The sequence below is a fragment of the Vibrio sp. 9-16B-A1 genome, from assembly GCF_056726165.1.
In genome coordinates this window covers 74423-88776 of the sequence record NZ_JBSDZD010000010.1, presented here as the reverse complement: position 1 = coordinate 88776, position 14354 = coordinate 74423, and the positions used below count along the sequence as shown (strand labels likewise).

General features: G+C 53.4%; 14 protein-coding genes. 1 reads left to right on the top strand and 13 read right to left on the bottom strand.

Annotation, left to right across the window (positions count from 1 at the left end):
* Positions 1–5: 5 nt before the first annotated feature.
* The 10 genes from citG to ACVB80_RS16285 form a co-directional block, all read right to left on the bottom strand.
* Positions 6–917 (bottom strand): triphosphoribosyl-dephospho-CoA synthase CitG, encoded by a 912-nt coding sequence (citG, locus tag ACVB80_RS16330; RefSeq protein WP_481082346.1) that lies wholly within the window; start codon positions 915–917, stop codon positions 6–8.
* Positions 904–1428, bottom strand: coding sequence for a citrate lyase holo-[acyl-carrier protein] synthase (gene citX, locus ACVB80_RS16325; protein ID WP_481082345.1), 525 nt, complete (start codon positions 1426–1428; stop codon positions 904–906). Before citX ends, citG begins: the two co-directional genes overlap by 14 nt.
* Positions 1429–1431: 3 nt before the next feature.
* Positions 1432–2901 (bottom strand): citrate lyase subunit alpha, encoded by a 1470-nt coding sequence (citF, locus tag ACVB80_RS16320; RefSeq protein WP_481082466.1) that lies wholly within the window; start codon positions 2899–2901, stop codon positions 1432–1434.
* Between the two features lie 41 nt (positions 2902–2942).
* Positions 2943–3818 (bottom strand): citrate (pro-3S)-lyase subunit beta, encoded by an 876-nt coding sequence (gene citE, locus ACVB80_RS16315; protein WP_481082344.1) that lies wholly within the window; start codon positions 3816–3818, stop codon positions 2943–2945.
* 1 nt (position 3819) lies between these two features.
* Complete coding sequence (citD, locus tag ACVB80_RS16310; RefSeq protein WP_481082343.1) at positions 3820–4101, bottom strand: citrate lyase acyl carrier protein; 282 nt, start codon at positions 4099–4101, stop codon at positions 3820–3822.
* A gap of 223 nt (positions 4102–4324) precedes the next feature.
* Entirely contained in the window at positions 4325–5017 is a 693-nt protein-coding gene (locus ACVB80_RS16305; RefSeq protein ID WP_481082465.1) for a response regulator, read from the bottom strand.
* Positions 5011–6603, bottom strand: a complete 1593-nt coding sequence (locus tag ACVB80_RS16300) for an ATP-binding protein (protein ID WP_481082342.1) — start codon at positions 6601–6603, stop codon at positions 5011–5013. Before ACVB80_RS16300 ends, ACVB80_RS16305 begins: the two co-directional genes overlap by 7 nt.
* A gap of 146 nt (positions 6604–6749) precedes the next feature.
* The gene (locus tag ACVB80_RS16295) at positions 6750–8054 is read right to left on the bottom strand and encodes a sodium ion-translocating decarboxylase subunit beta (protein ID WP_481082341.1); all 1305 of its coding nucleotides are present in this window, start codon (positions 8052–8054) and stop codon (positions 6750–6752) included.
* Between the two features lie 3 nt (positions 8055–8057).
* The gene (oadA, locus tag ACVB80_RS16290; protein WP_481082340.1) at positions 8058–9854 is read right to left on the bottom strand and encodes a sodium-extruding oxaloacetate decarboxylase subunit alpha; all 1797 of its coding nucleotides are present in this window, start codon (positions 9852–9854) and stop codon (positions 8058–8060) included.
* Positions 9855–9865: 11 nt separating this feature from the next.
* Positions 9866–10111: an OadG family protein gene (locus ACVB80_RS16285; RefSeq protein WP_481082339.1), complete on the bottom strand. Its 246-nt coding sequence runs from the start codon at positions 10109–10111 to the stop codon at positions 9866–9868.
* A gap of 399 nt (positions 10112–10510) precedes the next feature.
* Between ACVB80_RS16285 and ACVB80_RS16280 the strand changes: the two genes are divergently transcribed.
* Positions 10511–11017 carry a citrate lyase holo-[acyl-carrier protein] synthase gene (locus ACVB80_RS16280; RefSeq protein ID WP_481082338.1) on the top strand — a complete coding sequence of 169 codons (507 nt, stop codon included), beginning with the start codon at positions 10511–10513 and terminating at the stop codon, positions 11015–11017.
* 101 nt (positions 11018–11118) lie between these two features.
* On the opposite strand, the gene citC is transcribed toward ACVB80_RS16280, so the two are convergent.
* From citC to ACVB80_RS16265, 3 genes are all read right to left on the bottom strand, one after another.
* Complete coding sequence (gene citC / locus ACVB80_RS16275) at positions 11119–12177, bottom strand: [citrate (pro-3S)-lyase] ligase (protein WP_481082337.1); 1059 nt, start codon at positions 12175–12177, stop codon at positions 11119–11121.
* A 170-nt stretch (positions 12178–12347) separates the two neighbouring features.
* Positions 12348–13853, bottom strand: coding sequence for a tripartite tricarboxylate transporter permease (locus ACVB80_RS16270; protein WP_481082336.1), 1506 nt, complete (start codon positions 13851–13853; stop codon positions 12348–12350).
* A gap of 5 nt (positions 13854–13858) precedes the next feature.
* Positions 13859–14353 carry a tripartite tricarboxylate transporter TctB family protein gene (locus tag ACVB80_RS16265; protein WP_481082335.1) on the bottom strand — a complete coding sequence of 165 codons (495 nt, stop codon included), beginning with the start codon at positions 14351–14353 and terminating at the stop codon, positions 13859–13861.
* Between the last annotated feature and the right edge of the window lies 1 nt (position 14354).

Here is a 14354-nt window from a genome sequence, read left to right as displayed (position 1 = left end):
GTGTTTTAACTTCCTTTATTACTTAATTCATCAAGTTGTGCCAGCATCCAGGTGACCGCGAGCAAATCGGCGCTGCCCCCCGGGCTGATGTTCATTTCTGTCAGCTCTGTGTCCATCACACAGAGATGCTTTTCCAGCAGGTCCAGTTCGCCACCGGCGATGGAGTGCAGTTGCCTGGCGCGATGGCGGACAAAATCCAGCCCCATCAGTCCGCCGCGGTTGATGACATTGGTGTCCTGGTTATGCGTCATCAGGCTAACCAGCGCAGCCAGCAGCGCCTGCTGCTCAGACTGGCCGGCATCTATAGCCTGCTGATAAACCGGCAAACTGTGCTGATACACGCACGGATACCCCTGCTCTGCTTCGCCGCGAATGCCGGTCAGGCCGTGCTGACGGTAGAGCCACTCGCCCACCGTGACCGGATTTGGGGTTTTAAGCTCTTCGGTCAACCCCTGGCAGGCGGATTTAATCACATCCTGTATCGCTTCTGCCCGGAATGTCCTGCCTTTGGAAGCCAGCCAGCCCGCCGCCCCACAAATCAGCCCCATGGAGAATATCATCCCTTTGTGGGTGTTGACTCCGAATGTTGCTTCAAACATCGCCTGTTCTGCCTCAATCCCGGCCGGGCGCAGTGCGAGCAGCAGGCTGGCGCTGTCATCGCACTCCATACCCAGCGCGGTAAAGCGCTTCATAAAAGGCCGGAGTGTTGCTGCGCTGTCGATAAAGGTGTCCAGGGTCATGTCGCGGTGCGCACCGTTATTGGCGCAGTCCACCAGCCCGGGTTTGGGGGTCAGGTGCACTTCCAGCATCATAGCGTGGTAGGCCAGGTTACCGACCAGTCCGGCGATATTCAGACGGGATGAATGATACCAGTCGGTGTCACTCATCAACAGCTTAAGGGCATTATTGGCTTGCATGGACTAACTCACTCATTCGGTTAATTAACTCAGACAAAGAGTGGGTGCGGTTGCGCGCGCACAGTTTGGCGGGCTGATCGCAGATAAGGCATGGTCTGAGCGGGTGTTGAAAATCCTGGCGGGAGATGGCTCTGCCATCGGTTCCGATAACGTCAATGTCGAACAGCGGGCCCAGGGGATGGTGCTGCTCCACTTCCAGCATCGCCGATTTAATCTCAGTCGCATCCGGCCCTGCGAGCGCGATAAGCAGCTCAGGACCAGTACTGAGGTCGGCCTGCCAGCAGTCAGCCACGGAAATATCCCGCGACTGACACTGGTCAAAAATTTGCTGGCGTCCCTGCCTGAAAGCGGCCTGCGCGATGGCATTGTTTTTCACCTCTCCCACCATGTTGATGGTAAAGCTGACCAGCGGCAGCGTATGACGCGCCAGCCACTGTTTTTGCCTGGCCGCGCGGGCCTCTTTATTGGCGAGCACCTGACCGATGCTCACCTTTTCTCCTTCGTACATCATTCGCTATTCTTTTACCTGACGGATCACATCAATCACAGAGCCGTCCCGGTAGCGCACGTAAGCCACCACCTTTTCCAGATACTCAATTGGACGTACCGGCCCGGTAATAAGCTCAGCGCGCTCACGCAGCCAGCTGATGTCGAATACTTCGATACCAGCCGCTTCCAGGCGTTCGCGTACTTCCGGACGGGCCGGGTTAACGGCCACGCCGTGGTCAGTCACCAGCACATCCACCTGGCTGCCTTCGGTTACCCGGTTGAGCACTTTTTCCACCACGGTCGGGATCCGGCCACGAACCAGAGGCGCAACCACTACGGTCAGGTTGGCCGCCGCTGCAGTATCACTATGCCCGCCTGATGCGCCGCGGATCACGCCGTCTGAGCCTGTGATCACGTTGACGTTAAAGCCGGTATCTATCTCCAGTGCACTGAGGATAACCACGTCGAGGCGGTCTACCGCAGAACCTTTGGACATTGGGTTTGCGTACTGGTTGGCCGAAATCTCAATGTGCTTTGGATTGCGCGCCAGCGAGTCTGCCGCGTGCATGTCGAATGACTGAACGTCGAGCAGGGTATCGATAAGCCCTTTTTCGTGCAGCGCCACCATGGTCGCAGTGATCCCGCCAAGGCCAAAGCCTGCACTTATCCCTTTGCGCACCATTTTCTCTTCAAGGAAACGGGTTACTGCCAGTGATGCGCCGCCTGAACCAGTCTGCAGTGAAAAGCCCTGGTTGAAGTAGCCTGAGTTCTCCACCACATCTGCCGCTTTACGGGCGATCAGAAGCTCACGCGGGTTGGTAGTCATACGCGTGGCATCACCGCCGATTTTCGACGCGTCCCCGACTTCATCAAGCTGAACGACCCAGTCCACTTCATCCTGAGCAATCGAAGCAGGCTGATTCGGGTAGTCGGCCCATTGCTCGGTCAGCAGCACCACCTGGTCTGCGTAACGGGCATCAATTTTGGCATAACCAAGCGAGCCACAACGGGCCCGGCCACTGACTGCATTGGCATTACCAAACTCATCACAGCTGGCCACGCCCAGAAACGCCACATCAATCTTCAGCTCGCCCGATTCCACAAGGTGTACCCGGCCGCCGTGAGAGTGAATGTGTACCGGTTTCTCCAGCAGGCCACGGGAGATTTCTTCCGCCAGTTCGCCGCGCATACCGGAGGTGTAAATCTGAGTCACAACACCCGAGCGGATATGCTCCACCAGCGGCGCGTGAATGGCAGAGAGTGAGCTCGATGCCAGGGTGAGATCTTTGATCCCCATGGCCGCAATCTGCTCCATCACCAGGTTAATCACTTTATCGCCGCCACGAAATGAGTGGTGGAATGAAATGGTCATGCCGTCTTTCAGACCGCTGTTTTCAATCGCTTTTGCCAGGCTTTCACAAACCTTGCGCGATTTCTTGGTTTCCCGGCTGGCAAGATGGGGAGTGTTCAGATGCGCGCTTTCGAACGCGGTCAAAGATTCTGGCAGGTTAATCAGGTTTTCCATCGCTCTTTCTCTCACTGTTTGATGCCGGTTTTGGCGCGTTCTAATGTCCAGCGGGCGCGCTCAATAATCGGCGCATCGACCATTTTCCCGTTGAGGGACACCACACCCGAGCCCTGCTGCTCCGCTTCTTCAGCAACCTCGATTACCGCAATGGCGTGGTCCACTTCTTTCTGTGAAGGCGCGAACACGTTGTGGATCATCTCAATCTGACGCGGGTTGATCAGCGATTTACCGTCAAAGCCAAGCCCTTTAATATGCTCTGCTTCCATCAGGAAACCTTCTTCATTGTTGGCATCGGAGTAAACGGTATCGAACGCCATGATCCCGGCCTCACGCGCTGCCTGTAAAATAGTGCAACGGGCAAACAGCAGCTCTGTCCCCTGCGGGCTGCGCTGGGTACGCAGGTCACGCACATAATCCTCTGCGCCAAGGGCAATACCAATCAGACGCTCTGAAGCTTTGGCAATCGCCACTGCGTTGTTTACGCCCTGCGCTGATTCAATCGCGGCGAGCATTTTGGTCGAACCCGGCTCGCGGCCAAACTCTTCTTCGGCGTGGGCAATGGCCTGCTCCATATCTTCTATATCTTTCACGCTGTCGGTTTTTGGCAGACGCACCGCATTCACGCCAGCTTTCACCACCGCGCGGACATCCGCGTGACCGTATTCGGAGTCCAGGCCGTTCACACGCACTATGGTTTCCAGTTCCTGATACAGGGGGTGCATCAGGGTATTCATTACCAGCAGCCTGGCCGTATCCTTTTCCCTGACCGAAACCGAATCTTCCAGGTCGAACATGATGGCGTCCGGCTGGTAGATAAACGAGTTACTCAGCATCCCGGCGTTTGAGCCCGGTACAAACAACATGCTTCTGCGTAACTTACTCATTTCAGATCTCCCCCACTGTGTTAGCTGCGCGCATTACTGCAGCCTGAACCCGGGCGCGGATCACGCAGTCCAGTGCCCCTTTGTCATTGACGACAATCCGCACGCCGGACACGCGCATCTCTTCCAGCATCTGCTCCACGGTCTGGCGGATCAGGGGCTCAAACTGCTTGCTGACCGTGCTTTCGATCTCAATATCCACTGCCAGGCCATCGTATGGCATCACTTCGACCAGCAGGTCGCTCGACTCCAACGTGCCCGCCCAGGCTCGCTGCATAATGTCCATAGGTTTTCCTCGTTATCGTTATGTAGGGTAAACAGAATTGGTATTACTCTATTTTCCTTAATGGCCTGAGATGGATTGCTGATGACGCTCATAGTTCGCCGGAGGGGAAAAACCGTTAATGACTTCAATGGTTTTAATTCAGAAATGCGCAGGATCAATGAGCAAAAACCGGCCACGGGGGCCGGTTTGAGAGAAAAGAACAAAAGGACTGAGAGAGATGAACTCAGCAGTTTTTTACATATACCCGTTCAGGCCTGCCGACCCGGCCATGCTCGTTTTCCACATTGAGAAAGCCAGAGGCAGAACAGTATTCCAGATAACGGCGGGCGGTGGTTTTACTGATCCCCACTTCATGGCCAAGGGTATCGGCGGTGTACTTCTTATTGCAGTTCTCACTAAAGACCTGCTTGATCTTATCCAGCGTCAGCTCACCAATTCCTTTCGGCAGCTTACTGGATTCTTTATCCCGCACCTGAAGGTTGAACAGGTCATCCACGTGACGCTGACTGATATTGTCATAGGCATTCATGGCGCTGTTAAACTTCAGGTAACGGTTAAGCGTCTCTTTCAGGCGGTCATAAGCAACCGGCTTGAGCAGATAATCAAAGCAGCCAAGGTGCATGGCGTCCTTCACGGTATCCATTTCACTGGCGGCGGTCACCAGGATCACATCAACAGGATCTTCCCGCTTCTCGGCGACAATTTCACGCAGCAGGTCTACTCCACGGCCATCAGGCAAAAAGTTGTCGAGTAAAATGAGTTTGGGTTTGTAAACCTTGAGCATGGTTCTCGCTTCCGCCACTGTAGACGCGATGGCTACCGGGTTAAAGCGCATTGTCTGGCGGAGAAACTGAGCATGCAGCTCAGCAATGCCGAGTTCATCCTCGACGATTAATACATCTATGGCGTTCATGATTCCTTACCTTGATTTGGGATGAATATCGAGAAGATGGTGCCTTTCGGCTCTGCTTCATCGACCAAAATTACGCCCCCTGCGTTAGTCACATAGCGATTAATTAAGTACAGACCGATCCCGTGCTTGTCGCTCTCCTGTTTACTGGTTACACCGCGTGAAAAAATGGTCGATGCCAGCTCAGGCGAGACGCCGCAGCCATTATCGGCCACCTCCACCACCAGTTCTTTACCAGCGTCGGTGATAAGCAGTGAGATCTGTTTGTTACTCTCCGGATTTTTTAGTGTGGCCTCGAAAGCATTATCAAGCAGGTTGCCAAGAATGGCAGACAGCTCATCCGGAGTGATGTTGTGTAATTGCGGCCCCAGCTGACAGGTTGGATCAAATTCCAGATCCAGCCCCAGCTCACAGGCCCTCGCATACTTGCCCAGCAAAATACCCGCCACCTGCTTACAGGCGATACGCTGGCTGATGAAGTCGATAAGTTGCTGTTTACGCGTATTTTCTGAGTTGATCATCGCCAGTGCTGCCTGCGGCTCACCAATTTCAATCAGACCGCCAATAGTGGACAGCTTGTTGGCGTGTTCGTGGCGCATTACGCGCAGGTTCTCGGTATATTGTTTTATCTGACTCAGTTCTGCAGTCAGTGAGTTAATATCGTTTTTATGGCGAAAACTGATCACCCAGCCGACTAAAATATCATCAGCAAACATCGCAACTCTGTTTAAGATCAGTGTCTGGCTGTTGATGGAAATAATTTCATCTTTCAGATTATTCTCAAATGGAGTCTGAAACAAAAACTGCGAATTGGTGATAAACTCCATGATCTGGCGATTTTTCAGGCTCTCAGATTCCTTATTAACCCCAAGCAGTTCACGCGCAGTATTATTTACCGCAAGTATATGACCCTGCTTATCGATGGCAATTACACCTTCATAAACAGAATGCAAAATAGAGTTCTGCATTTGCAGCGCCAGCGCTATTTCTGACGGCTCCATTCCATACATTTTCCGCTTAATGTGGTTAGAAAAGAACCATCCGCCAACGGCAGTCAAAAATAATATCGCCAGCACTTCATAGATTAATGGCTCTAAATAAAACGCCACCCACTCATCAAAACGGTTCAGCAAATAACCGACTGATACTACGCCGATAATCTGGCCATCAAAGTCCACTACCGGCGCTTTACCGCGCACACCATAACCCAGGCTGCCTTCGCGTATTGAGACATAAGATTCACCGCGCTCAAGTGCCCCGATATTGTCGCCACCCTGCATGGGTTTTCCGATCCGTTCGTCTATGGGATGAGCAAGTCTTACGCCAGTCTCATCGCCGACTACAATAAAATTGGCATCTGATATTTTTTGCAAACGTTTAATCACCCGGTCAATAGCGGGCAAATTTTTAATTCTGACTTCCTGAATTAATTCCGGATCACTGGCAATTTCACGGGCCTGAATCAAGGCCCGCTCACCAACCTGGTGCTCGAGTGTTCTTATCAGTGAGAAATGAAAATTCCCGCCTGCAATAACCAATTGCAGACACATAAGCGCTAATATCAGCAGAAAAATCCGGTTTCGAAATGACATATTAACTTTTATTCACCTTACAAACACTTAGCACAAAAAGTCGCCGAAGCAACTTTTGATATATCCATAGCTAAGCTGACCAAAACTAATGATGCCTTTATCACTAGACAAAATAAAGGCACCAGTTCGTTATTTGCGACAATTAATCAGCCTGCGATCACATATTTGATCATTACACCAGCCGCAACCGCAGAGCCAATTACGCCAGCCACGTTCGGCCCCATAGCATGCATTAGCAAAAAGTTTTGCGGGTTGGCTTCCAGACCAATTTTATTCGATACCCTCGCCGCCATTGGCACCGCCGAAACACCGGCTGAACCAAGCAACGGATTGATCTTATCTTCACTGAACCGGTTCATCAGTTTCGCCATCAGCAGGCCAGCCGCGGTACCGACACAGAAAGCAACGATGCCCAGCGCCAGGATTCCCAGGGTTTGTGGCTGAAGGAACTTGTCCGCCATCAGTTTGGAACCCACCGACAGACCAAGGAAAATGGTCACGATGTTGATCAGGGCATTTTGCGCCGTGTCATTAAGACGCTCAACAACCCCACATTCACGCATCAGGTTACCGAAGCAGAACATACCCAGCAGCGGCGTCGCCGATGGCAGCAGCATCGCAATCAGGATCAGCAGCATCAGAGGGAAACACACCTTCTCGATTTTTCCGACTGTGCGCAGCTGTTTCATCTCGATCTGGCGCTCTCCTTCAGTGGTCAGAGCGCGCATGATTGGTGGCTGAATCATAGGGACCAGTGCCATGTACGAGTATGCCGCCACGGCAATCGCACCCAGCAGTTCCGGTGCCAGCATGCTCGATACATAGATGGCCGTCGGGCCGTCAGCACCGCCGATGATACCAATTGCCGCCGCCTGCGCTACGCTGAAATCCATGATCCCAAGCTGGCTGAGACCAAGTGCGCCAAGTACGGTCGCAAAAATACCGAACTGAGCCGCCGCGCCAAGCAGCAGGGTTTTGGGGTTTGCCAGCAGCGGACCAAAGTCGGTCATCGCGCCTACACCCATGAAGATCACCAGTGGGCCGATACCCGAGGCAATCGCCACTTTGTAGAAGGTGTAGAGCATACCATCACTGTACTGGTACTGCTCAGCCAGCAGATGAAGCTCAACGTGCTGGGCCGGGGTCGCCGTTTCCATCGCATGTTTCACTACTTCCGCGCCACTGTCGGCAATACCCAGCACCGATGCCATCGCTGACATAACCTCAGGTTTGGCCGAATGCAGCGCAGCTTCCGTCGCGCTGATCGCAAGGCCCGCATCCGGCAGGTTTGCCAGGATGCCGCCAAGACCGATGGGTACCAAAAGCAGAGGCTCAAAGTTTTTCACAATCGCGAGATACAGCAGGCCAAGGCCGACGAGGATCATCGCCGCCTGCCCCATCTGCAGATGCAGAAATCCGAAATCGCGGATGAGTCCTAATACACTGTCCATCTGTTACCCCATCGCCAGCAGGGTGTCACCTACCTGAACGGCGTCCCCTTCCGATACGTCTACGTTGGCTACGGTACCATCACGGGATGCGCGGATTTCCGTTTCCATCTTCATCGCTTCCAGGATCAGAAGTACGTCGCCCTCTTTGACCGCCTGGCCTGCCGATGCGTGAACTTTCCAGATGTTACCCGCGAGTGGCGCAGTAACAGGTTCACTGTTTCCGGCCGGTGCAGCCGCCGGAGCCGGGGCTGCAGCAGCGGCTGGCGTTGGTGCAGCGGCCAGTACCTGCGGGTCAGCGCCTTCGTTGATCTGTACCACGTAGCTCTGATTGTTCACATTGACAGTGTACACAGCCTGCTCTTCCGCGCTCTGCTTCTTCGCCGGAGCTGCACTCTCTTCCTGTTTAACTTCAGGAACCGGCTCAAACGCATCCGGATTACCGCGGTTTTCCAGGAACTTCCAGCCAACCTGATTAAACAGGGCGATGGTCAGCACGTCATCCACCACATCGTCTGCCAGTTTGATGCCTTTCTCTGCCGCCAGCTCTGTCACCTGGTGAGTCAGCGCGTCCATTTCCGGCTCTATCAGATCCGCCGGACGGCACTCGATCGGTTTGTCTTCTGTTACGCGGGACTGAAGTTCGCTGTTCACCGGTGCCGGCGTGCGGCCATATTCGCCGCGCAGTACGCCTGCGGTTTCTTTGGTGATGGTTTTGTAGCGCTCGCCCATCATCACGTTGATCACCGCCTGAGTACCGACAATCTGAGAAGTTGGCGTTACCAGCGGGATGTAACCCAGGTCTTCACGTACACGCGGGATCTCTTCGAGCACCTGGTCAATTTTATCCAGAGCGTTCTGTTGTTTCAGCTGGCTCTCCATGTTGGTCAGCATGCCGCCAGGCACCTGAGCGACCAGAATACGTGAGTCGGTGCCTTTCAGCTGGCCTTCAAACGCGTGGTATTTCTTGCGCACTTCACGGAAGTAAGCGGCGATTTTTTCAAGCTGACCAAGGTCGATACCGGTATCGCGCTCAGTGCCTTTCAGTGCTGCAACTACAGACTCGGTGGCCGGGTGACCATAAGTGCCGCTCATTGAGGAGATAGCGGTATCCACACGATCTACTCCGGCTTCAATGGCTTTCATCAGCGTCATATCCGCAAGACCCGCGGTTGCGTGACAGTGAAGATGCAGCTCAACGTCGAGCTGTTTTTTAAGGGTGGAGACCAGCTCAAACGCCTCGTAAGGAGACATCACGCCGGACATATCTTTGATCGCAATCGAGCTGACGCCCGCTTCAACCAGCTGCTCCGCCACATCAATCCAGGACTGCATGGTGTGCACCGGGCTGGTGGTGTAACAAATGGTGCCCTGGGCGTGTGCGCCCTGCTTATTGACCGCGCGGATTGCCTGGTGCATGTTGCGCACGTCATTCAGGGCATCAAACACGCGGAACACGTCCATACCGTTTACCACGGCACGCTCGACAAACTTGTCTACTACGTCATCAGCGTAGTGGCGGTAACCCAGGATATTCTGACCACGAAACAGCATCTGCTGGCGGGTATTTGGCATCGCGGCTTTCAGGCGGCGCAGGCGCTCCCACGGGTCTTCACCCAGAAAACGGATACAGGCGTCAAATGTTGCCCCGCCCCAGGTTTCCAGAGACCAGTAGCCGATCTTATCCAGCTCGGCTGCGATCGGCAGCATATCGTCAATCCTCATCCGGGTGGCAAAAAGCGACTGATGCGCATCGCGCAGTACTACGTCAGTAACGCCTAATGGTTTTACATTCTTCGACATGGATTAACCTCTTAACTGAATTTTTTCTTATGGTGGTGAAGTGCAGCGGAAATGGCTGCGATCAGGTTGTCGTCCTGATTAACGGGGTTGGCCGGCTGTGATTGTTTGGCCGCTGGTGCAATGGGGGGCTGAACTCTGACTGCCACACTGGAGAGCAACTTGATTGCCCCTACCAGCAGAAACAGAAAACTGAAAACGAAACCCATTCCCAGCATCATCAGAGTCACACCTTCCAGGAGTAACACGTCCTGATTCATCCTTATATCTACCCTTGTTAGTATTCTGTCATTGGCCGCCGCGGTGTCTTATATCTGCCAGGCTGTCTAAGACCAGATGGCAGTACGGCACCTGAAACGGTAATAACCAGTTTACTGAGAGGCCCGGGCCACCATCGTGAAGCGCATCATCGAAATTCTGCCCGTTAACAGCTTTAATGGTTTTTATGAATTTAACCCCCTAAGCAAGCAGTGCCGTGCCCTGCAGTTAAATTCATAAAAAGCAATTAAGTCACTAACGCCGGATAAAAGCCTCCGGCCAGCCACATTATTCCGGTGTGTTCCCCGTTATGGTCATCTGTAACTGTCAACACGAGCCCGCGATGCAGCTCTGCAGCAATTCGGCTGCGCTCGCGAAGGCCCAAACAGAAGGACACTGCTATGACAACCACCCTGGAATCACTGACGTTCAGACAGCAGCAGGTCAGCCGGATGAACGCGCTCACTCTTTCCTACCAGCTGCCGCTGATAAAATTCACTACCTTTGTCCCCCGTGACTACCGGTTCAAACAGCTTCAGGCGGAGGTCTTTGGCACCGGAATAAAAGAAATCAAACAGTGCCTGGCGTCACAGGATTTGCGCATCCGTACCCGGCAGATCGTACATACCCGTTCGTTCAGCGAAGCGCTGCTGGTCATTGAAAGTCAGGATGCACTGGCGCTGAAAAAAGCGATGATGAACATTGAGAACGGCCACCTGTTCGGCGGGTTGTTCAATATTGATGTATTCGATGCGACCGGCATGTCGGTCTCGCGCAAAGGCTGTGAAATGCAGGCGCGCCGGTGTCTGATCTGTCAGGATAGTCTGGCCCGTTGCCTGAGCCGGAGTGCACACACCAAAGAAGCGTACTTTGAGGCACTGGAAGCGCAGTTCGGCCAATACTGCTGACCTGTTTGTTACCATTCTCTTAGAAGCCCTCCCCCTGAAAAAAGAGCGCCACTTCATTGCTGAAATGGCGCTCTTTTTTTTGCTTCTGATGACTCTGGCGCTTAAACAGCCAGTTTTTCGGTCGCCCTCAGCACAGCCTCAGGCTCCGGCACGTAATAGTTTTCCAGCAGGTGCTGATAAGTCGAGTCCGGCACCAGGGGCCTGATCGCCGCCCAGTTTTTCTCCGTCAGCAGTTTTCTGACCAGCGACGCTGAAACCGGCGCTTCCCCGATTTCACAGCGCGGCACTTCCACCAGTGAAATGGGCCTGCCCGGCAGTACCGGCGTACTCAGCCACTGGTGCATTTGCTGGTTGTAGAAATTGGTCACCGCGCAGATAGGCTCGGTACCGACAAAACGGTGCGTCACCCCAAGCGCCGGAGCGATGTGGTTACGAAACAGCTGCAGATCCACCGCCGTATGGCAGTAATTGATCACCCCTTCGTCCTTGATGAAATAGCTCGGGAAAGTCGCCCTTGAAATCATGTAGTCCGAGCCAGGGTGGATGGTGACATTGGGCAAATCACCCGCGCCGGCCCGGATCAGCTTCATCCGCTCCTGATAGGAGAAATATGAACGGTCTTCTTTGACCACAAACAGGTGCAGCCAGTCACACTGGGACGCTGCGTATTCCACCAGGTATCGGTGACCTTTGGTAAAGGGATTGGCGTTCATCACAATGCAGCCGATCTTGTTACCCGGCTGGCGAAGTTTGGTCAGGCCGTTGCAGTAGTCGCTCAGGCGGTGACGGCTGTTTTCCAGCAGTACCACCCGGTCTTTGACCGACGTCAGCATATAGAAACCAGCCTCACGGAACATGGGATAGTTTTCAGGTTTAGTGTAAATAAACAGGTTATAGCGGCCAAGATCATAAGCGTGGGTGACGAGCTCTGTCAGCAGCTTGCTCGACAGACCGGTTCCCTGATGTGACGGCGAAACCGCCACAGATTTGATGGTGTTTCCGGCAAGGCCCCCAACTGCGGCAATTTCTCCCTGCCAGTATCCGGCTACGAACAGCTCTACATCGCTGTCGATACCCAGTCCCATTCCTTCGAGAAATACACGCACCCGTTGCAGCCGCCTGCTGGTCACCCGGATTTTTTCAAAATGGTATAGATTCATCGCGGAGCGTTCTCGGTAGTCAGTTTAGATTAATGGTATTGGTGTAATTATCCCGGCAGGTATAAGAGGTCAGTTTGATTCAGGTCATACTCACCGGGGAGCATAAAAGTTTTAAATGATGTTAATGAACAAAAGGCCCCGCACCGTCTGGTGCAGGGCCCGGGAGGCTATCAGGCTGGCTGTACCTGCTCTCGCTTCTTCTTCAGCATGCCAAACACCGGCAGTGCAATCGAAAGCAGCGTGATGGCAATCAGTACCTGAGATACCGCTGAGCCCATGAAGATGGACAGGTCCTGGTTAGCGATACGGTAAGCCTGACGGAACGACTGCTCCATGGTACCACCTACAATCACCGCCAGAATCATCGGTGCTGTCGGGATGTTTGCACGCTTCATTACCACACCCGCAATACCCAGGATGATCAGGATGTAGAAGTCGATCACTGAGTTACTGATGGCGAAACAACCGATGAATGCCAGACCCAGTACAATTGGGTAAAGGACTTTAGGTGGAATCGCCAGTACGCGTACCAGTACACCTGCCAGCGGGATGTTCACAATCGCAAGGATGAAGTTAGCCACAAACATACTCGCAATCAGACCCCATGCGGTTTCCGGATACTGAGTGAACAGCATCGGACCTGGCTGAATACCCAGCATCAGCAGAGCACCCATCATTACCGCTGTGGTACCTGAGCCAGGTACGCCCAGTGACAGCATTGGGATCATCGCACCGATTGATGCCGCGTTATTTGCAGACTCAGGAGCCGCCAGACCTTCAATCGCACCGTTACCAAACTCTTCGCCGTTTTTGGACAGTTGCTTCTCGTTGTTGTAACACATCAGAGAGGCCATGGTACCGCCCGCGCCTGGCAGGGAGCCGATGATGAAACCAACGGGTGCACTGCGCAGGATAGGCCATTTAGAGCGTTTCCAGTCGTCACCCTGAATCCAGATTCGCTTGAACTTAGTCTGCGCTTTCTTGGTACCCTGGCTGAGAGAACGGAAGCTCTTGAACACTTCACCCATGGCGTAGATACCGATGATAACGACCAGGAAGTCGATACCGGTCTGAAGCTCAAGGTTACCGAAAGTAAAGCGCTCTACCCCGCTCTGGGCATCGATACCGATAGTTGCAATCGCAAGACCTATCACCATCGAAAGGAAACCTTTAAGCATGTTGTTTTTCGACATCGACGCGGTCATCGACAGTGCCGCTACCATCAGCAGGAAGTATTCCGCCGGGCCGAATTTCAGCGCGAAGCTTGCTACCGGCTCAGCCAGCAGGGTCATCAGTACCGCTGCGATGGTACCGCCGATCAGCGATGCGATGGCAGAGATAGCCAGTGCCGACTCCGCGCGGCCTTTCATGGCCATCGGGTAACCGTCAAACGTGGCGGCCAGCGCAGCCCCGTCTCCCGGAGTGTTAATCAGAATTGAGCTTCGTGAGCCACCGAACATCGCGCCGATGTAAACACCGGTCATGGTGATCAGTGCCGCTGTCGGGCCCATTGCAAAAGTCATTGGCAGCAGTACCGCTACACCGGTCGCCGGGCCAAGGCCTGGCAGCATGCCAACAATGGTTCCAAGCACACCGCCGACGGTCACCAGAAGCAGGTGATACGGCTGAAGCGCAACGCCAAATCCATTAAATAAGTTGGTAAGTATCTCAGTCATAGCTGTTATTCCATAAACGGTAATGGTGGAAGACTAATGGCGAGCAGTGTCGAGAAAATAAAGTAGACACTTACAGCGAACGCAGCAGCGATGATCGTGCTTTTCAGCCAGGCTTTCTTACCGCTGGTAATCGTCAGCATAAAGAACATGAACAGGAAGGTACTGATCACATAGCCCAGCTCTTCAAAAAGCAGCGCGTAGCCAACGGAAATGATGCAGGTATAAAGAATGCGTTTGCGGTCATTCTTCTTTTGCTCATCTTCGTTAAGCAGATTGTTCAGCGCTGTCAGAGACGCTTTGAAATTACTTTTAGCCAGCAGTATTGCGCCAATAACTACGGCAACAGCGGCCACACCGAGAGGAAAATAAATTGGGTCTAATGGGTTACCAAATGCGGCTCTTGGCATGGTGTACGCCATCAGGCCATATATCACACCGAACGCAACACTAAATAAACCCGTAAACGCATCCCAGTTTGGGCGAACGTTACTGTCTTTCATA